Genomic DNA, 18,415 nt, shown 5'->3' on the forward strand with positions numbered 1-18,415 from the left:
TGGCGATTCCGCCAAATCGCAAAAACGCTTTGGGTCATGTCGGCCATTCCATCAGGGGTTGAACCCGATGGGATGGCTATGAATCCTATACGGCATACTCAAGGCGCAATTGCGGTCGGAGCGTTCTACTTTCGGATCAAATCACCAAGAAACGCAAAATGCCTCTGCCTCCAACGCGTTGAGCAAAAAGAGCGTTTCAACCTGCACACGTTTTGCTCAGAGGAGATCGCGGCCGATCTTCTCATGCCAGCGGCGCTCGGCCGCCAACTCGCCATCGGCGAAAGCCTTGAGCTCACCTTCCAGGATGAAGTCGGTGATCGTTGCCTGCATCGATGTTTTCACTTCGACGCGGATGTCCCAGCCCTTGCGACCCATCTCATAGTCTTCCGTCAGGCGATAGCATGCGCTGAGCGGGTCGTCGCCCTTGATGGTCAGCTCGCGCCTGAGGCTGTGGGAGAGCGTGGTGTCGATCTCGTCGAAGCGCAGCACTCCCTCGCCGAACAGGCCGCCCTCGCCATGGGTGACATAGGCAGCGGTGTTGGTGAGAAGGTCGAGGGCCGTGGTCCGAGTCACCGACCCGTCCGCGACCTTGGTTGTGGGTGCCCGCGCCGCACTCATCGCCGGCTCGAAGACGACATCGGGCTCCACTTTCTTCGCACGCACCGGCAGGCGCAGTTCGCCCGGGCAGCGCAGCGTCAGCGTCACCGCTTCCGGCGCCGGCCAGATCAACGGCCAATAGGCAGTGGACAGGGCCAGGCGGATCTTGTGGCCGGGGGCGAGACCATAGCCGCAGTCGCTGAGCCTGAGGCGGATGCGGTAGAAGCGGCCGGGCTCGAGCGCCTCCGGTTCGGCATGGCTGTCTCGATGGGTGAGATTGAAGACGGCATAGGCGATGCGGCGCGAGGAGCCATTGGGCGCGATATCGCACAGCCTTGCGCAGAGCTGCGCCACCGGCCTGTCTGCCGCAAGCTCTACTTCGATCTCCGGCGCCCCGAGCAGTTCCAGACGTTCCGTCAGAACCTCGCTGTCGAAGCAGCAGGAGAAGGCATCGTCATGGCGCTGGTCGGCCGCCTCCTCGCCGGTGACGCCGGTGCCCATCCATTCGCCCGAGGTCGATCCCGTCCAGGCCGGAGAGGTGAAGGCGATCTCGGCCGGCGACCTGGGCACTGCCGTCAGGACGCCCGGCGCCAGATGGAACGTTGTCGGGGCAATCTCAGGCGATGGCCATTTCATCTCGCCGACGAAACGGCCGGGCACGGGATCGCGATGGCCGGGCGGGGTCCATTCCTCGATGAAGGCGCGCAGCATCGGCTCGGCCATGATGCCGCGATCCCGGCCCTTCAGCCAATGGTCCCACCAGCGCGTCGCTTCCTGCAGGAAGCCGATGGCCGGGCCGGGCACGCCATCCTGCGGATAGATATGCGCCCAGGGGCCGATCAGGCCGAGGCGCGGCACCTGCAGGCCCTCGAGCAGGCGCGGGATGGCGTTGGTATAAGCGTCGCCCCAGCCGCCCACTGCGAGGACCGGGCACTGGATGGCGGAAAAATCCTCGCAGATCGAGCCATGCCGCCAATAGGCATCGCGCCTTTGGTGACTGAGCCAGAGCGCCGGGAAGAAGGGCACGTGGTTGAGCCGCTCCAGCCATTGCGCCCGCCAAGCTTCGCCGACCAGGGCCGGATCGGCAGGGCGGGCCTGGTAGGCCAGCATGATGGAGCCCCACCACAGATTGTCGTTGAGCAACGTGCCGCCCATGAAATGGATGTCATCGGCATAGCGGTCATCGGTGGAGCAAACGGTGATGATGGCCTTCAACGCCGGCGGGCGCAGCGCCGCGACCTGCAAGCAATTGAAGCCGCCCCAGCTCTTGCCCATCATGCCGACCGAGCCGGAGCACCAGGGCTGGGCGGCGAGCCAGGCGATCACCTCGCAGGCATCGTTGAGCTCCTGCGGCAAATATTCGTCGTCCATCAGCCCGTCGGACTCGCCCGAGCCGCGCATGTCGACGCGGATGGCGGCGTAGCCATTCTCGGCGAACCAGCCATGCATCGGCTCGTCGCGCCCGCGCGTGCCGTCGCGCTTGCGGTAGGGAATATATTCGAGGATGGCCGGCACGGGCGTGGCCTCGGCATCCTCTGGCAGCCAAAGCCGTGCTGCCAGCTTTGTGCCATCGGAGAGCGGAATGAAGAAATGTTCGATGATACGGACGGCGGTCATCGCAATATCCAAATGTAAAAAAATATACTCAAATAAAAAGGGCCGGTCCGAAGACCGGCCCCCTTAATCATTCCGCTCAGACCAGGATCTGGCCCTTGCGGCTGGCCAGAATGCTGTCGAGCCAATGCGTATCCATCTCGGGCACCGAGCTGATGAGCTTCTCGGTGTAGGGGTGGAAGGGTGGCGAGAAGATCTCGGCCGTCGGGCCCTGGGCAATGATCTCACCCCTCAGCATCACCGCCGTGCGGTGAGCGATGCGCTTCACCGTACCGAGGTCGTGAGTGATGAAGATGTAGGACAGGCCGAGATCGTCCTGTAGCTTTTTAAGGAGCTTGAGCACATCCTCGGCCACCAGCGGATCGAGCGCAGAGGTCGGCTCGTCGCAGATGATCACTTCCGGCTCGGCTGCCAGAGCGCGGGCGATGCAGATTCGCTGCTTCTGGCCACCCGAAAGCTGGCCAGGGCGGCGATCGGCGAAGTCTTCCGGCAGGCCGACCTTGCGTAACAACTCGAGCACACCCTTGCGGACCTCCGCTCCCGAGCGATTGAAGTAGAATGAGATCGGACGGCCGATGATCTGCGCCAGCGTATGGCGCGGATTGAGCGCCACGTCCGGCAGCTGATGCACCATCTGCAGCCGGCGCAGGATATCCTTGCTGCGCTGGTGGAGCGCCGGCGGCAAGGTCTTGCCATTGAGGGAAACATCGCCTTCCCAGCGCGGCAGCAGCCCCACCACGATGCGGGCGATGGTGCTCTTGCCCGAGCCAGATTCGCCCACGACCGCCAGGGTCTCGCCCTTGGCGAGCTTGAAGGAGGCATTCTTGACGATCGGCACGGGACCATAGCCTGCCGTGACATTCGTCATCGACAGGACGGGCTGCTCGACATTGACCGGCGCACTCAGCTGGAGGTGCTCGGCATTGCGCCTCTCGTTGACCAGCGCCGTGGCGTAGTCGGTCTTCGGCTGTTCCAGGATCTGCTGCGCACTGCCTACCTCGATCATCTTGCCATGCCTGAGCACCATGATGCGATGGGCGATCTGCGCGACAACCGCGAGGTCGTGGGTGATATAGAGGCCCGCCGTGCCAAATTCGCGGATGAGGTCACGCAGGAGGGCAAGCACCTCGATCTGCGTGGTGACGTCGAGAGCGGTGGTCGGCTCGTCGAGCACGATCACGTCCGGACGGCAGCTCATCGCCATGGCAGCCATGGCGCGCTGCAGCTGGCCACCCGACACCTGATGCGGATAACGTTCGCCGATGGTGTCGGGGTTGGGCAGTTGCAAGGTCCGAAAGAGCTTTTTGGCGTAGGTTTCAGCTTCGGGCCGCGTCATCACTCCATGCATCACCGGTGCTTCGCAAACCTGGTCCATGAGGGTCATGGAAGGATTGAACGAAGCAGCGGCGCTCTGGGCGATATAGGCAATGCTTTTGCCACGGAAGTTGCGGCGCTGAGCGGCGGTGGAGGCCCGGAGCTCGGTGCCGTCGAGCTTGATCGAACCGCCGGTGATGCGCATGCCGGCGCGGGCATAGGCCATCGATGCAAGGCCGATGGTCGATTTGCCGGCGCCTGATTCACCGATGAGGCCGAGGATCTCGCCGCGCTTGAGGGTGACGTCGACATTGTCGACGAGCACGCGGCCGGTGATGGTCTCGACCTTGAGCTTTTCGAGCTCGAGGATGAGATCGGTCGAGGGCGCGGAGTTGGGTTTGGTGTCTGCCATCTTGGCCCCCTTACATTTCTGCCTGCGCGCCGGACGGGCGAGCATCGATCGACAGGAACCAGTCGACGACAAGATTGATGCCGACCGTGAGAAGTGCAATCGCGGCGGCGGGATAGAGCGCCGAGGGCGAGATCGTGGGGATGACCTTGGACAGGGTCAGGCTCTGCATGTCGTCGCGCACCATGCCACCCCAATCGGAGAGCGGCAGCGGCACGCCGAGACCGAGGAACGAGAGCGCCGCAATCATCAGGAAGTTGAAGCAGAAGCGCAGGCCGAATTCCGACATCAGCGGCGCCATGGCGTTGGGCAGGATTTCGCGCCGCACCACCCACATCAGGCCTTCGCCGCGCAGCCGCGCCACTTCGACGAAGTCGAGCGAGGCGAGGTTCATGCCGAGCGCACGCGCCAGGCGGAACACGCGGGTGGAGTCGAGGAAGGCGAGGGTCAGCACCAGCGAGGTCAGGGTCTGGCCGAAAATGCCGAGGATGATCAGCGCCCAGATCAATGACGGGATCGACAGGATGATGTCGCACAGGCGGGAGAGGAAGATGTCGACCCAACGGCCGGTCACCGCAGCGATCAGGCCGGTGGTAATGCCGATGGCAAAGGAGAGCAGCGTGGTGATGAGAGCGATGCCGATGGTGAGCCGCGCGCCATAGACGAGGCGGGTGAAGATGTCACGGCCGAGCTTGTCGGTGCCGAGCCAGCTCGTGTGCGAGATGCCCTGGAACATCTTGCCCACGATCTGGGTGTCGGTATAGGGCACCAGCAGGGGCCCGATGAGCGCCACCGCGATATTAATGAAGATGATGGCGAGGCCGATGACGGCAGTGAGCGGCGCTTTGTGTCCGAAGATTTTCATGCTGCCCTCTTACCGTGGGTGCCGCAGACGCGGGTTGAGGATGATCGCCATCACGTCGGCAATCGTATTGAGAATGATGAAGACGGCGGCGAAGAGCATGCCGCAGGCGAGCACCACGGGGATATCACGCTTGCTGACCGCGTCGATCATGTATTGGCCGACGCCGGGATAGGTGAACACCTTCTCCACCACGACGACGCCGACCACGAGATAGGCGATGTTGAGCGCCACCACCGAGATGATCGGCGAGGCCGCATTCGGCAAGGCATGGCGGGCGACGACGCGGCTGCGCGTCATGCCCTTAAGGAAGGCCATTTCGATATAGGGCGTCGACATGATCGACAGCACGGAGTTGCGGGTCATGCGCATCATGTGGGCGCAGACCAGACAGGTCATGGCCACCGCCGGCAGGAAGGTGGCGATGGCGCGCGCCCATAGGCTCATTTCCGGCGTGACGCTCGCCGTCGGGGCGAACCACATGCCCTTGCCGGTCAGGAAGAGGATGAGGATGCCGCCGACGAAGAACTCAGGCATGGAGATGGCGACCAGCGCGCCGATATTGGCGGCCCGGTCGGCAATGCGCCCTTCGGTGATGGCGCAGGTCACGCCGGTGATGATGGCCAGCGGAACCGAAAGCAGCGTCGCAAAACCGGCGAGCCAGATCGTGTTCTTGAACCGCGGCCAGAGATCTTCGACGATGACGCGCTGGTTCGTATAGGACTTGCCGAAGTCGAAATGGGTGAGGACGTTCCACAGCCAGGCCAGGTAGCGCTGCCACGCCGGCAGGTCGAGACCGACATCGTGCCGGTAGGCGGCGACGGTTTCAGGAGTGGCGGACTGGCCGAGCACCGCAGTGGCGGCATCGCCAGGCAGGGCAAGCGTCAACAGGAAGATGATCAAGGAAATGGCGAAAAGCGTCACCACCCCCTGTATGATGCGCCAAGCAATGAGACGTCCCACAGCGGCGTCCTTTCCGAACTTGTTAATAGAGGCGCGTTCACGGAGCAGTTCCCCCCGCCCGCGGTTCGACCTTCGTCTTGAAAGGAAAAGGGGTGCGGCTGATACGCCGCACCCCCCGGTTTGACTATCAGGCGAACCAGCCCTTTTCGGCAATGCGCTGGTCACACATGTCGTAGCGCGGATGCGGGGCGGTACCCATGACCTTCTTGGAATAGCCGTCGAGATAATCGCCGACCGCGTAGCAGACCATGCCGCCATCGTCATGGATCATCTTCTGGGCCTCGGAGTACATTTGCGTACGCTTGGCATCGTCGGTTTCGACACGGGCCGCGATGACGACCTTGTCGAAATCCTCGCGCTTCCAATGCGTGTCGTTCCAGTTGGCTGACGACAGGAAGGTCTGCGAGAGCTGGAGGTCGACCGTCGGGCGGCCGCCCCAGTAAACGGCGCAGAAGGGATCCTTCAGCCAGACGTTGGACCAGTAACCGTCACCCGAGACGCGCGTGACGGTGAGGTCGATGCCGGCCTGCTTCATGGCTTCCTGGTAGAGCACGCCGGCGTCGGTCGCGCCGGAATAGGCGCCTTCCGAGACCTTGAGCTCGATCTTGGGCGAACCAGCCTTCTTGTAATAGGAAGCGGCCTTGTCCGGATCATAGGGGGTCTGCGGCACGTCCTTGGCATAGTATTTGTTCGAAGGCGAGACCGTCGTGTCGTTGCCGATGGTGGCGTAGCCCATATAGACGGTGTCGACGATCTTCTTGCGGTCGATGCCGTATTTCAGGGCCATGCGCAGGTCGGCACTGGTGTAGGGATCGTTGTCGCACAGCGCCACGAAGGCGAAGCGGTTGCCGGTGCCCTTGGTCTGCACGACGCTGGTATCCGGCGAGGCCGTCATGATGTCCATCGTCTTGGCATCGAGGCGGTTGATGGCGTCGACCTGGCCGGCGAGCAGGGCCTGCATACGGGCGGTGGCATCGGGAATGTACTGCAGCTCGATGCCATCGAAATTGCCGCGGCCGGTTTTCCAGTAATGGCCGGAATTCTTGGTGACGAGGCGCACGCCCGGCTCGAAGGTTTCGAGCTTGTAGGCGCCGGTGCCGTCGGGCTTGGAGAAGTCCGTGAAATTGTTCGGCACGCACAGGATATGATAGTCGGACAGGTTGAAGGGCAGGTCGAGGTTGCCGTCCGACAACGTGATCTGGATCTGGTTGGCGCTGAGCTTCTTGATGTCGGTGATCGAGGACAGCAGGTCCTTGGCGGCCGACTTGGTGTCACCGCGATGCAGGTTGAGCGAGTAGATCACGTCATCCGCATCGAGCGTCTTGCCGGAGTGGAAGGTCACGCCCTTGCGGACGTTGAAGATCCAGTCCTTGGCGCCGGGCTTGAATTCCCAGCTTTCCAGCAGTTCGCCGGTGGCGCTGCCGTCGGCGCCGATCTCGACCAGGCCATTCCAGATCTGGTAGCCATAGGAGATCGGAATCGAATCGGCATAGGTACGCGGATCGAGGCTGTCGGAAGCCGAGCCGCCTTCCATGCCGAGGCGGAGGGTGCCGCCCTTCTTGGGAGTATCCTGAGCCATGGCCGAGCTGCTCAGCGCGCCCAGGCCACCGAAGCTCAATCCGAGGGCCGCGGCGCTCTTCATGAGTTCGCGGCGGTCAAGGATCAGGCCCGACCCTTGCTGCGTAAAGTTCTTACCCGTCATATCTGTGGTTCCCTGCGGCTCGCCTGAATGGAAGTTTCGCCCGTTTGCCCGGGCGTTAACTCGCCCACTATCGTGGCTTGCAACCTCCCGTGCAAGAGACTTACAAACGACATCAAATGACAGCAGAGCGACGTCGTGTCATTTTTCCTAAGGGAAAGGCGAGCCTAAAAATTTGGCTTTGACCGCAAGGTAAAGCAGGTTTCACGCACAATTATCGCAAAAATCTGGAGATTGAGGGGGTGAAAAGCCCCGAAAATCCACTGCTCTAAATACGACCCGTCCTGTCGTATTTTAGACAATGCCGTTAACCAGTCCGACATGAAGAATGAGCCGGCGCCGCATTAATTTTAATGCCAGCCCGAATTTTCCCTGTGCAGGCGGGGATCGGGGCAGCCATTCCCCTGGCCTGGACGTCGAAAGACCCCGGCTTGCGCCGGGGCCTTCCTGTCTGGATAGCTGACTATCCGAGGGATCAGTGATGCACGGTCTCGCCGTGGAGGTTGATGTCGAGACCCTCGACTTCGAATTCCTTCGAGACGCGCAGGCCGATCGTCAGGTCGATGACCTTCAGGATGATGTAGGTGGCAACGGCGCAGTAGACGAAGGAAACCGCCACGCCATAGCACTGGGTACCGATCTGGGCGAAGTTGCCGTCATAGATCCAGCCCTTGCCGGCCGAGTTGATGGCATTGGAGGCGAAGACGCCGGTGAGGATGGCGCCAAGCGCACCGCCCACGCCGTGCACGCCCCAGGCGTCGAGGGCGTCGTCATAGCCGAACACCTTCTTCATCTGCACGGCCGAGAGGTAGCAGATGATGCCGGCGAGGATGCCGATGAGGAGGGCACCTGTCGGGTTGACGAAACCGGAGGCGGGCGTGATGGCCACCAGACCAGCGACGGCGCCAGAGATCATGCCGAGGATCGAGGGCTTCTTGGCCACGATCCATTCGACGAACATCCAGGCCAGCGAAGCGGCAGCGGTGGCGATCTGGGTTGAAGCCATGGCCATTCCGGCATTGACGTTCGAGGTCACGGCAGAACCCGCATTGAAGCCGAACCAGCCCACCCACAGGAGGGAGGCGCCGATCAGCGACAGCACGAGATTGTGGGGCGCCATGTTCTCGGTGCCGTAGCCGACGCGCTTGCCGATCACCAGGCAGGAGATGAGAGCGGCCGTACCTGCATTGAGATGCACGACGGTGCCGCCGGCATAGTCAAGCACGCCAGAGGAGCCGAGCATGCCACCGCCCCAGACCCAGTGGGCGATCGGGCAGTAGACGAGAAGCAGCCACAGACCCATGAACCACAGGAAGGCCGAGAACTTCATGCGGTCGGCAAAGGCACCGGCGATCAGCGCGGGCGTGATGATCGCGAAGGTCATCTGGAAGCACATATAGACCGACTCAGGAATGGTCGGCGCGAGCGCGCTGGTGGCGTTCAGGCCCATCGGCCGCAGCAGTGCATAGGAGAAGCCACCGAGCCAGGACTGATGCGAGCCGCCATCGGTAAAGGCGAGGCTGTAGCCTATCACCATCCAGAGCACCGTAACGAGAGCAGTACAGGCGAAGCTCTGGCCGAGGACGGCCAGGACGTTCTTTTCGCGCACCATGCCGCCGTAAAACAGCGCCAGGCCCGGAATGGTCATCATCAGAACGAGCGCGGTGGAGGTCAGCATCCAGGCCGTGTCGCCGGTATCGATCTTCGGCGCGGCGGCCGCCGCGGCCGGAGCAGCTGCCGCTGCATCGGGGGCCGTCTGAGCCAAGGCAGGCAGCGCAATCAGCAGGCTGACGGCGATCAGCGCTGGCACCGCATATTTGAGGGATCGGGAAAGTGTCATCGAGCGGAAATCCTGTCTCGTACAGTGGGTGTCCAGGGAGCGGGTCTCAGAGGGCGTCGCCATCGCGCTCGCCGGTGCGGATGCGCACGGCGGTTTCGAGCGGGGTGACAAAGATCTTGCCGTCGCCGATCTGGCCGGTCTTGGCGGCCGCGGTGACCGCATCGATCACCTTGCTCACCAGTTCCGAGGGAACGGCGACTTCGATCTTCAGCTTCGGCAGGAAACTCACGGCATATTCGGCGCCGCGATAGATTTCCGTATGCCCCTTCTGCCTTCCGTAACCCTTGACCTCGGTCACGGTCAGACCGTGCACGCCCAAGGCGGTAAGTGCATCGCGCACCTCCTCGAGCTTGAACGGCTTGATGACGGCCATCACTATTTTCATGCTGTTCTATCCCCTTCGAGAACCGGTTACTCCGACCTCGGACACGAGCTTCACCGCAAGACGAGCTTTCGGAAGGAAAGTCGCGTCACGGCCTGCCCCGCCCTTTCAAGTGGCGTGCCAACCGCGTGCCAATGTGCTAACACCATGAAAAATCATACGAAAAACCTCAACTGCCGCTTTTGGAATCAGGGATGCTCGCAAGGTCTGCACAAAAAATAGGCATTTCGTTCGCTATTGTGGCATTTTGGGGGATGGCGACGCCGGCATTGGGCGATCCTTGTGCAATCGAGGCGCAGTCTGGCGAAAGCGTGACGATTTCAGACACGAATGCGGACGGCCATCTCGTTCTCGCCGACGGGCGAGAGGTGCGCCTGGCTGGTCTCGACCAGGCCTCGCTGCGCCTGCCACCCCTGGCCGGAACCGCAGCGACGCTGATCGCGGCGACGGGGCCCGACCGCCATGGCGCCCTGCGCGGCGCTCTCTATATCGATGGCCGCGATCTTGCATCGGATCTTGCCGCGAGGGGGCTGGCGCGCATCCGCCCGGCCATCGGGGACGAAGCCTGTTACACAGAATTAATGACTGCAGAGGACAATGCCCGCCGGGCGCGGCTTGGCCTCTGGGCCGATCCGGGCTATGCAGTCGCCGATGCGGCGGCTCCAGAGGCCGTTGCCCGCCATGCCGATGGCTTTGCCATTGTGGCGGGACGCGTGCTGCATGTTGGAGTGACGAAGACGACCGTGTGGATCGATTTCGGCAAAATTTGGCGGGAGGACGTGACCTTGGCGATTCCCGCCAAACAATGGCCACGGTTCGAAGCCAGCGGTCTTTCCGCCGCTGTCCTTGAGGGCAGCCATATCAGGGCGCGCGGTATCGTCACCATGCGGGACGGGCCGCGTATCGAAATTACCGAGCCGGCGGCGATCGAACAGGTCGCGCCGGTGTCGCCATGAAAGGATCGGGGTGCTGAGCGGGATACGGGTCGGGCGTGGGGCAGTATATCGGAACTGGGCGCAGTTGAGCACCCTTGCGTTGGCGCTCGGCCTTGCCTCCTGCGCCTCAGTCTCCGACAACGATCCATCGGTGACGCAGACCGCAAGCGCCACGACACCGACCTCGCTGCCGGCGGAAGCCCCGCGCGTGATTGCTCCGCCCAACGCGGACGAGCGCGAGAGCGCGCGCGTGCTCGCGGCCTATGGGGGCGCCTATCGCGACGCCAGGCTCGAGCGCTATCTCGACGATCTCGTCCAGCGCCTCGCCGCGCAGTCGGACCGGCCCGACATCCCCTACAAGCTGACGGTGCTGAACGCCTCCTCCATCAACGCCTTCGCCCTGCCCTCGGGCAAGCTCTTCGTCACCCGCGGCCTGCTGGCGCTCGCCAATGACGATGCCGAGATCGCGGCGGTGATCGCCCATGAGATGGCGCATGTCTCCGCCCGCCATGCCCAGGCGCGTGCCGATGCCGAGCGCAACACCCAGCTCGTCTCGGGCGTCGGCGATATGCTGCACAACACCTCCCTGGCGACCTCGAGCCAGGGCAGTCTCGCCGCCTTCTCGCGCCAGCAGGAGCTTGCCGCCGACGAGATCGGCATCCGCACCATCGCCAAGGCGGCCTTCGATCCCTATGGCGCCTCCCGCTTCCTGACCTCGATGCGCCGCCAGGTGGAGGCGCGGGGCCGGCCGACCACGCCGGACTTCCTCTCCACCCATCCCTCCACACCCGAGCGTATCGCCAAGGCGAATGAGGAGGCGGCGCAATATGGCCAGCCCGGCTCCGGCGAGCATGACAAGTTCGGCTATCTCTCGGTGATCGATGGCCTCACCTATGGTGAGGATCCGAGCCAGGGCTATGTGCAGGGCCGCGTCTTCTGGCAGCCGCGCCTCGCCTTCACCTTCACCGCGCCGCCCAGCTTCACGCTCGACAACACGCCGCAGGCCATTCTCGGCATCGACGGCAATGGCAGGGCGCTGCGTCTCGACACGGTGAAGACCAAGGACGGCCAGTCGTTGCAGGCCTATCTCGGCTCGGGCTGGATCTCGGGCGTCGATACCGGTTCGATCACCACGCTCAACATCAACGGCAACGAAGCCGCCACGGCGGTTGCCCGCGGGCAGGACTGGAGCTTCCGCCTCTATGCCATCCGCTTCGGCGGCGACGTCTATCGCCTGATCCTGGCCGCCCGCAACCTCGATGCCTCCACCGATGCCCTGTTCCAGCAGACGGCAAGCAGCTTCCGCCACATGACTCCGGACGAGCAGCGCAACGTGCATCCAGAGCACATCGACATCGTCACCGTGCGTGCGGGCGACACCCTGCAGTCCCTGGCGGCGCGCATGATCGAGCCGCAGGACCAGCTCGAACGCTTCCTCGTGCTGAACGGCTTCGACGACAACACGCCGATCAAGCCGGGCGACCGCGTGAAGATCATCGCGCAGTGACTGGGAGCGCGGACGTCCCTACGACACTCAAGAGAGTGTCGGACGATCCGCCTCTCGAACCACTTCGGCGTGAGAAAGGGGCGCGACCGTAGGTTTGTGCCCTTTCTTTCATCCACGTCGTTTCCAAGAGCGGACATCGCGACATGCACGCGCATGTCGCTGTGATGTCCGCGCTCCCAGGAAACGCGCTCCCAGCTACACCTCCTTGAACCGCCCCGCATCCACCATGGCCTGGATGAAGCCGGGCACCTTGAGGCCCGCCTTCACCCTCGCATCGAAATCCGCCTCCGCCGCCCTTACTAGGGCGAGGCGGGCGATCGTTTCCTCGATGCGCGCGAAGGGCACCACCACCACGCCATCCTCGTCACCCACCACGATATCGCCGGCACTCACGGCGACGCCGCCCACCACCACGGGAAAGCCCACGGTGCCCGGGCCGTTGCGCACGGGCGAGTTTGGGGTCACGCCGGCGGCGAAGCATGGCAGGCCGACGGCCCTGAGGCCGATCTGGTCGCGCACCAGGCCGTCGGTGACGAAGGCGGCGATGCCCGCATTCTTCATCATGCCGAGCATGAGGTCGCCGATCACCGCCACTTCGTGGAAGCTGTCGGCCGCGCACATCACCACATCGCCGGGCTGGGCCGCCAGGATGGTGCCGAAGGCGGCGAGATTGTCGTTGGCGCCGGTGTGGCAGGGCAGAGCCACGCCGTGGAAGGACTGCGCCACGGTGATCGGCTTGATACGGTAATTTACCGCCCCGCGCCCGTTCATGGCATCCACCACGAAGCCGGCCTGCACGCCGGCAAAGGCGGCGACCTGTTCGGCCGAGGGCCGCGGGAAATTGCGGCGAATCTGCAGGAGCGGCGGGTCTTCGATCATGGTCCAATATCCCAATCTTCAGTGAAATGAGCTTCGGCGGATGAGGCTCGGCTTGATGTCGGCAATGCTGCGCAGGCCGCACAGGCCCATGACGCGGTCGATCTCCCGCCGGAAGGTTTCGAGCACGTGGGCGACACCCGCTTCGCCGGCGACAGCGACGCCCCACAGATGCGGACGCCCCTCCAGGCAGGCGGTAGCGCCGAGCGCGAGCGCCTTCACCATATCGGCGCCGCGGCGGATGCCGCCATCGACGAGCACGGGCATGCGGCCCTGTACTGCCTCGACCACGCCAGGCAGCGCGTCGAGCGAGCCGATGGCGCCGTCGAGCTGGCGTCCGCCATGGTTGGAGACGATGACGGCATCGATGCCGTGCTGCAGCGCCTCGCGCGCCTCGTCGGGATGCAGTACGCCCTTGAGAATCAGCGGTCCCCGCCACTGCGCGCGCAGGGCATCGACATCAGCCCAGTTCATGCCCTGGTCGAGCAGCGACTGCATGCGCGCGGCCAGGGTCTTGATGTCGGCCTTCTCGCCATCCCGCACATAATTGCCGAAATTGATGCGCTGGAGCTCCTCGCGCATGCGCCAGAGCCAGGGCGCCTTGAGCGCCATGCCGGCGACATCGAGCGGACCGAAGCGCGGCGGGATGGAGAAGCCGTTGCGCAGGTCACGCTCGCGCTTGCCGAGCACCTGGTTGTCGGTGGTGAGCACCAGAGCGTCATAGCCTGCCGCCTCGGCCCGGCTGGCGAGCTCGCGCGTGAAGCCGCGATCCTTGTAGATGAAGACCTGCATCCAGCGCGGCGAGGCGCCGATCCCAGCCACATCCTCGAGCGTGCAGACCGAGCCATGGCTGAGGCAGAAGGCCGTGCCGGCGGCCGCGGCGGCGCGGGCGATGCATTGCTCGGCCTGCGGCCAGAACAGGCCGGCAAGACCGGTCGGCCCCAGGATCAGCGGCATGCTGAGCCGGTGGCCGAACAAGGTAATCGAAAGGTCGCGCTCCCCCGCCCCGTTCAGGGGCTTGGGCAGGAAGACATAATCGTCGAAGGCCGCCTCGTTGCGGCGTAGGGTCCATTCGTCCTCCGCGGCGCCATCGGCGAAATCGAAGACGAATCGCGGCAGGGCCGAGCGGGCGAGCAGGCGCATGGCCTCGATGCTGTAGCCGCCCGTCTGCAGATCCGGCTGGCCCGGCATCATCGCTCTCAGGTCGTCAGGCGATAGAAGGCGATGGCATTGTCGCGGAACAGTTTGCGCCGCTCGTCCGGCGAGCAGCCATGCGTGATCTCGTCGACGACATGCACCCAGTCGGGGTAGGTGCCGGCGAGTTCCAGCACATGCCAGTCGCTGCCGAACATCACGCGATTGAAGCCGAAAGTCTCCAATGCGTGCTCGATATAGGGCGTGATCTGGGACCGGGTCCAATTGCGGTGATCGGCCTCGGTGCTCACGCCCGAGATCTTGCAATGCACGTTCGGCAGGGCCGCGAGCCGCCTGAGATCGGCGCGCCAGGGATCCAACTCGCCCGCCTTGATCGCCGGCTTGCCGATATGGTCGAGCACGAAGCGGATTTCCGGGCACTGCTCGACCATGCGGACGGCGTTGGGCAGATGATGATGGAAGATGCAGATGTCGAAGGAAAGATCGTGCGGCGCCAGCAGCTTCAGGCCGGCGATGAAATCAGGCCGGATGCAGAAATCGGGATCGGGCTGGTTCTGGATCAGCCGCCGCACGCCACGCACCGGCTTGAAGGCGACCAGCTTTTCGAGATCCGCCTTGATGGCAGCGCCCCGCTCCAGCGGCAGGCAGGCGACGGCGCCACCAAGCCGCGGATCGGCGGCGGCGAGGTCCGACACCCAGGCCGCCTCGTCGAGATACTGCCCCTCGTCGACATCGACCTCGACGAAGACGAAACGCTCGATCTCGACCGGCGAGGCTGCGGCCATGAGATCGGCGGGCGAAGCCTTCGGCCTCAGCCCCGGTGCATTGCGCGTCCAGGCATAGCCGAGCCGGGTGGGATCGAGCAGATGCACATGGGTGTCGACGATGGGATAGTCGAGCATGGGGTCGCCTCACCTGTTCGGACCGTCTGCGCGGCCTTGCAATGGCGTGGGATGGTATGGTCGGACAAGTAGAGCGTCAACCGACCTTGAATGAAGGGGCGCGACTCGGCCTCCCCCACGAAGCTGGGGGAGGTGGCATTGCGAAGCAATGACGGAGGGGGTGTGGGCGGAGTGAGGCTCGGAAAACGGACTCAGATCGATGCCTCCCGCGCTCTATCCTGGCCACACCCCCTCCGAGCCGGCTTCGCCGGCCCACCTCCCCCAGCTTCGTGGGGGAGGCTTTCACGTCGCGCCCTCTACCCCCACTGCCCTGCCCAGATCGCTTCCGCCAAGCGCGACACATCAGGCCCGCTCGGTCGATCCTCCTCCAGCCTGTCGACATGGGCGCGCACGAAGTCGCGGATGCGGGCGGTGCCCTGGCCGAGCTGCACGCTGCCCCTCAGGTCGATGCTCTGGGCCGCCACCACCATCTCGCAGGCGGCGAGATAGAGCAGGCGCTCGGCGGCCTCGGCGAGCTTGGTGACGGCAGCGGGCGCGTTGGCGGCATGGTCCTCGACGCCGTCGGCGGCGTGGAGCAGGGCCAGCGTTGCCGGTTGAGCGCGCGCCCGGATCTCGCCCTCGAGCGCGCTGATCGCCTTCTGCAGCGTGGCAAAGCCGGTGCGGCTCTGGCCCATGGGCGTGAGGAAGCGCGGCTGGTCGGAATAGGCAGGCGACATCAGCTTGAGGGCGCGCTGGGCCGAGATGGTCGCCACATGGGACAGGGCTTGCGACAGCGCCTCGAAGCGCAAAGTGAAGCCTGTCATGTCGAAATTGCCATTCGATTTCAGCTGCCTGTCGACGATGACCGGATTGTCGCCCGAATGATTGAGCTCGAGCAGCACCATCGCCTCCGCCTCGGCATAAGCGGTGCGCGCCGCGCCATGTACCGGCGCCACGCAGCGGAAGGAGAGCGGATCCTGCACGCGCCGGCTTGCCTTGTTCTCGCCGAGCGGCCCGCCGACCAGCAGGGCATAGACGGTCCGAGCTGCCTCGAGCTGGCCCGGCGCCGGACGGGCGGCGTTCACCGCCTCGGCGAGCGGCGAGATATTGGCGCCGAAGGCTTCCATCGAGAGAGCAGCGGCGCGGTCGAGCGTATCGAGCGCCAGGCGCACATCGGCCAGCGCCAGGGCGCCACGCCCGGCCGAGGCGGCATTGGCGACGACAAGGGCATGGCCGTCCTTGGGGCCGATCGGCACGGGCTGCAGGCCGGCACGCTTCAGCGCCTCGCCGCCGCCCATGCGCTCGCCGCCGATCTCGGCCTCGCCATCGCCGAGCAGCGCGAGCGCCATATGGGCGAGCGGGGCGAGGTCGGCGGCACCGACCGAACCGATCGAGGGCACGATGGGATGGAAGCCGGCATTGAGGGCATCGACGAGAGCCTGTGTCACTGCCAGCGACACGCCGGTCTGGCCGACGCTCATGCCGGCGATGCGGGCGGCCATCATGGCACGCACCTCCTCGGCCGGCATCTCCCCGCCGACACCGACGGCGCGGGCGAAGGCGACACGGCGCTGAAAGGCGGCGAGATCGTCCGGCGAGAGGCGGGTATCGACGCCGGCGCCGAGCCCGGTGGTGAGACCATAGACCGGCTTGTCGTCGGCAATGGCCTTCTCGATCACCGAGCGCGCCGCCCTGATGCGATCCTGTGCTGTCGTCGATAGCGCAGCCGGCCGGCGCCCCCGCGCGATCGCGGTGAGCGCCTCGATCGTCAAAGGCCCATCGCCGATCACCACAGTTTCGCCAGACATTCCCAAAGGCTCCCGGATTGTGACTTCTTCATTGTGACTTGGCGAAGCACACTCCCTGCGTGACCTCGCGCGCCTGATCGCTTAGAAGGGTCTGCCCTTACAAGCGAGAGTGAAAATGAGCGCGCTGATCGAACTTTTCTTGTGCCGCACCGACAATTTTGGCGTGCTTCTCCACGACACCGACACCGGCCGCACCGCCGCCATCGACGCGCCCGAGGTCGAGGCGATCGAAGCCGCCCTCACCCGCCGCGGCTGGCGCCTCACCGATATCCTGGTCACGCATCACCATGAGGACCATGTCGCCGGCATCGAATCGCTGAAGGCCTCCTATGGCTGCCGCGTGGTGGCGGCCAAGGCCGATGCGCACCGCATTCCGGTGGTGGACGAGACGGTCGAGGAAGGCGGCAGCGTTTCGGTCGGCACGCTGACCGCTGGCATCATCGACACGCCCGGCCATACGGTGGGCCATATTTCCTATCATTTCCCCGAGCAGAAGCTGCTCTTTGCCGCCGACACCCTGTTCTCGCTCGGCTGCGGGCGCCTGTTCGAGGGCACGCCGGCGCAGATGTGGACCTCGCTCCTCAAGCTGCGCGCTCTGCCCGACGACACCGCGCTCTATTGCGGCCACGAATATACGCTCTCCAATGCCCGCTTCGCCGTGACGGTCGATCCCACCAACGGGGATCTCGCCAGGCGTGCGAAGGAAGTGGAGGCGCAGCGCGCCGAGCATAAATTCACCCTTCCCGTGCTGCTGGGCGCGGAAAAGCGCGAAAATCCCTTCCTGCGCGCCGACGTGCCTGATGTGGCCAAGGCCGTCGGCCTGGACGGCGCCGACGCGGCGACGGTGTTCGCCGAGTTGCGCGAACGCAAGAACAACTTCTGAGCAGAGGCTGGAATGGGACGCGAAGCCCTCGTGCCCTGCCGCTGGAACGGACGCTGCGCCGAGGTGAAGGCGCTGCTGGAATCGCGCGAGTTGATCCTGCGCGGTGGGCTCAAGGGCCGCTTCGCCATTGCCGAGATGAGCGAGATCGGCGCCGAGGGCGAGGAGCTGCATTTCCGGGTAGGCGAGGATAGTCTCGCCTTGGCGCTCGGCGCCGATCTCGCCACGAGCTGGGCCAAGAAGCTCGCCACCCCGCCGCCCTCCCTCGCTCAGAAACTCGGCATCGGCAAGGAGGCCCGAGTCTTGGTGATCGGCGAGGCCACGGAGCCCACATTGATCGAGGCACTTGCCGATGCCCGAGCCACCGATGCCAAGGCAGCACAACTCAGCCTTGCCATCGTCACCAGCGCAACCGAGCTGGCGACAGCCGTGACCTTCCACGAAGCCCTGCCAGCCGGCGCCCCGATCTGGATCGTGCATGGCAAGGGACCGCACGCCGCTTTCGGCGAAGCGCCGGTCAGGCGGGTGATGCGGGAGGCCGGCTATCGCGACAACAAAGTCTCGGCCGTGTCGCAAACCCTGTCAGCCACCCGCTACGCCCGCCCGAAGGGGTGAGGACTTTCCCGGGATCGCAGGCACCTCAGCCACAACCATCGTGATGGTTGTGGCGGTGACCTGCTCTGGGAAACGGGA

Annotated in this window: 15 protein-coding genes; 4 read left to right on the plus strand and 11 right to left on the minus strand. The window is 64.6% G+C overall.

Annotated elements, in window-relative coordinates; all coding sequences use genetic code 11:
- Nucleotides 1-216: 216 nt before the first annotated feature.
- The 7 genes from QQL24_RS18145 to QQL24_RS18175 all read right to left on the minus strand — a co-directional run bounded on the left by QQL24_RS18145 (nt 217) and on the right by QQL24_RS18175 (nt 9,683).
- Nucleotides 217-2,226: a CocE/NonD family hydrolase gene (locus QQL24_RS18145; RefSeq protein ID WP_284313702.1), complete on the minus strand. Its 2,010-nt coding sequence runs from the start codon at nt 2,224-2,226 to the stop codon at nt 217-219.
- 64 nt (nt 2,227-2,290) lie between these two features.
- Nucleotides 2,291-3,937, minus strand: a complete 1,647-nt coding sequence (locus QQL24_RS18150; protein ID WP_284313703.1) for an ABC transporter ATP-binding protein — start codon at nt 3,935-3,937, stop codon at nt 2,291-2,293.
- Nucleotides 3,938-3,947: 10 nt separating this feature from the next.
- Complete coding sequence (locus QQL24_RS18155) at nt 3,948-4,799, minus strand: ABC transporter permease (RefSeq protein ID WP_284313704.1); 852 nt, start codon at nt 4,797-4,799, stop codon at nt 3,948-3,950.
- Between the two features lie 9 nt (nt 4,800-4,808).
- Nucleotides 4,809-5,759: an ABC transporter permease gene (locus QQL24_RS18160; RefSeq protein WP_284313705.1), complete on the minus strand. Its 951-nt coding sequence runs from the start codon at nt 5,757-5,759 to the stop codon at nt 4,809-4,811.
- 127 nt (nt 5,760-5,886) lie between these two features.
- A complete protein-coding gene (locus QQL24_RS18165; RefSeq protein ID WP_284313706.1) occupies nt 5,887-7,461 on the minus strand; it encodes an ABC transporter substrate-binding protein in 1,575 nt (524 codons plus the stop codon).
- Between the two features lie 472 nt (nt 7,462-7,933).
- Nucleotides 7,934-9,298, minus strand: a complete 1,365-nt coding sequence (locus QQL24_RS18170) for an ammonium transporter (protein ID WP_431310710.1) — start codon at nt 9,296-9,298, stop codon at nt 7,934-7,936.
- A gap of 46 nt (nt 9,299-9,344) precedes the next feature.
- On the minus strand, nt 9,345-9,683 hold the full coding sequence (locus QQL24_RS18175; RefSeq protein ID WP_284313707.1) for a P-II family nitrogen regulator: 339 nt from the start codon (nt 9,681-9,683) through the stop codon (nt 9,345-9,347).
- 308 nt (nt 9,684-9,991) lie between these two features.
- Here QQL24_RS18175 and QQL24_RS18180 point away from each other — a divergent pair, with 308 nt between their 5' ends.
- Together QQL24_RS18180 and QQL24_RS18185 are read left to right on the plus strand one after the other, a co-directional pair.
- Nucleotides 9,992-10,636, plus strand: a complete 645-nt coding sequence (locus QQL24_RS18180; protein ID WP_284313708.1) for a thermonuclease family protein — start codon at nt 9,992-9,994, stop codon at nt 10,634-10,636.
- 64 nt (nt 10,637-10,700) lie between these two features.
- Nucleotides 10,701-12,122, plus strand: a complete 1,422-nt coding sequence (locus QQL24_RS18185; protein ID WP_284313709.1) for a M48 family metalloprotease — start codon at nt 10,701-10,703, stop codon at nt 12,120-12,122.
- A gap of 195 nt (nt 12,123-12,317) precedes the next feature.
- Here QQL24_RS18185 and QQL24_RS18190 read toward each other — a convergent pair whose 3' ends face one another.
- The 4 genes from QQL24_RS18190 to QQL24_RS18205 all read right to left on the minus strand — a co-directional run bounded on the left by QQL24_RS18190 (nt 12,318) and on the right by QQL24_RS18205 (nt 16,842).
- On the minus strand, nt 12,318-13,001 hold the full coding sequence (locus QQL24_RS18190) for an RraA family protein (protein WP_284313710.1): 684 nt from the start codon (nt 12,999-13,001) through the stop codon (nt 12,318-12,320).
- 18 nt (nt 13,002-13,019) lie between these two features.
- Nucleotides 13,020-14,189: an alpha-hydroxy acid oxidase gene (locus QQL24_RS18195; RefSeq protein ID WP_284313711.1), complete on the minus strand. Its 1,170-nt coding sequence runs from the start codon at nt 14,187-14,189 to the stop codon at nt 13,020-13,022.
- 8 nt (nt 14,190-14,197) lie between these two features.
- The gene (locus tag QQL24_RS18200) at nt 14,198-15,055 is read right to left on the minus strand and encodes an amidohydrolase family protein (protein WP_284313712.1); all 858 of its coding nucleotides are present in this window, start codon (nt 15,053-15,055) and stop codon (nt 14,198-14,200) included.
- Between the two features lie 296 nt (nt 15,056-15,351).
- Complete coding sequence (locus QQL24_RS18205; RefSeq protein ID WP_284313713.1) at nt 15,352-16,842, minus strand: HAL/PAL/TAL family ammonia-lyase; 1,491 nt, start codon at nt 16,840-16,842, stop codon at nt 15,352-15,354.
- 115 nt (nt 16,843-16,957) lie between these two features.
- On the opposite strand from QQL24_RS18205, the gene gloB reads away from it, so the two are divergent.
- A complete protein-coding gene (gene gloB, locus QQL24_RS18210) occupies nt 16,958-17,725 on the plus strand; it encodes a hydroxyacylglutathione hydrolase (protein WP_284313714.1) in 768 nt (255 codons plus the stop codon).
- A 12-nt stretch (nt 17,726-17,737) separates the two neighbouring features.
- Complete coding sequence (locus tag QQL24_RS18215) at nt 17,738-18,337, plus strand: hypothetical protein (RefSeq protein WP_284313715.1); 600 nt, start codon at nt 17,738-17,740, stop codon at nt 18,335-18,337.
- The last annotated feature ends 78 nt before the right edge of the window (nt 18,338-18,415 follow it).

Origin of the sequence: Labrys miyagiensis (genome assembly GCF_030160835.1) — a bacterium.
GTDB lineage: Bacteria > Pseudomonadota > Alphaproteobacteria > Rhizobiales > Labraceae > Labrys > Labrys miyagiensis.

Bases quoted from the DNA above. Each gene is read 5' to 3' on its own strand.
- QQL24_RS18175 (WP_284313707.1), bottom strand. From the start codon at position 9,683: ATGAAAATAGTGATGGCCGTCATCAAGCCGTTCAAGCTCGAGGAGGTG.
- QQL24_RS18155 (WP_284313704.1), bottom strand. From the start codon at position 4,799: ATGAAAATCTTCGGACACAAAGCGCCGCTCACTGCCGTCATCGGCCTC.
- QQL24_RS18150 (WP_284313703.1), bottom strand. From the start codon at position 3,937: ATGGCAGACACCAAACCCAACTCCGCGCCCTCGACCGATCTCATCCTC.
- QQL24_RS18205 (WP_284313713.1), bottom strand. From the start codon at position 16,842: ATGTCTGGCGAAACTGTGGTGATCGGCGATGGGCCTTTGACGATCGAG.
- QQL24_RS18170 (WP_431310710.1), bottom strand. From the start codon at position 9,298: ATGACACTTTCCCGATCCCTCAAATATGCGGTGCCAGCGCTGATCGCC.
- QQL24_RS18190 (WP_284313710.1), bottom strand. From the start codon at position 13,001: ATGATCGAAGACCCGCCGCTCCTGCAGATTCGCCGCAATTTCCCGCGG.
- QQL24_RS18215 (WP_284313715.1), top strand. From the start codon at position 17,738: ATGGGACGCGAAGCCCTCGTGCCCTGCCGCTGGAACGGACGCTGCGCC.
- gloB (WP_284313714.1), top strand. From the start codon at position 16,958: ATGAGCGCGCTGATCGAACTTTTCTTGTGCCGCACCGACAATTTTGGC.
- QQL24_RS18200 (WP_284313712.1), bottom strand. From the start codon at position 15,055: ATGCTCGACTATCCCATCGTCGACACCCATGTGCATCTGCTCGATCCC.
- QQL24_RS18165 (WP_284313706.1), bottom strand. From the start codon at position 7,461: ATGACGGGTAAGAACTTTACGCAGCAAGGGTCGGGCCTGATCCTTGAC.
- QQL24_RS18195 (WP_284313711.1), bottom strand. From the start codon at position 14,189: ATGCCGGGCCAGCCGGATCTGCAGACGGGCGGCTACAGCATCGAGGCC.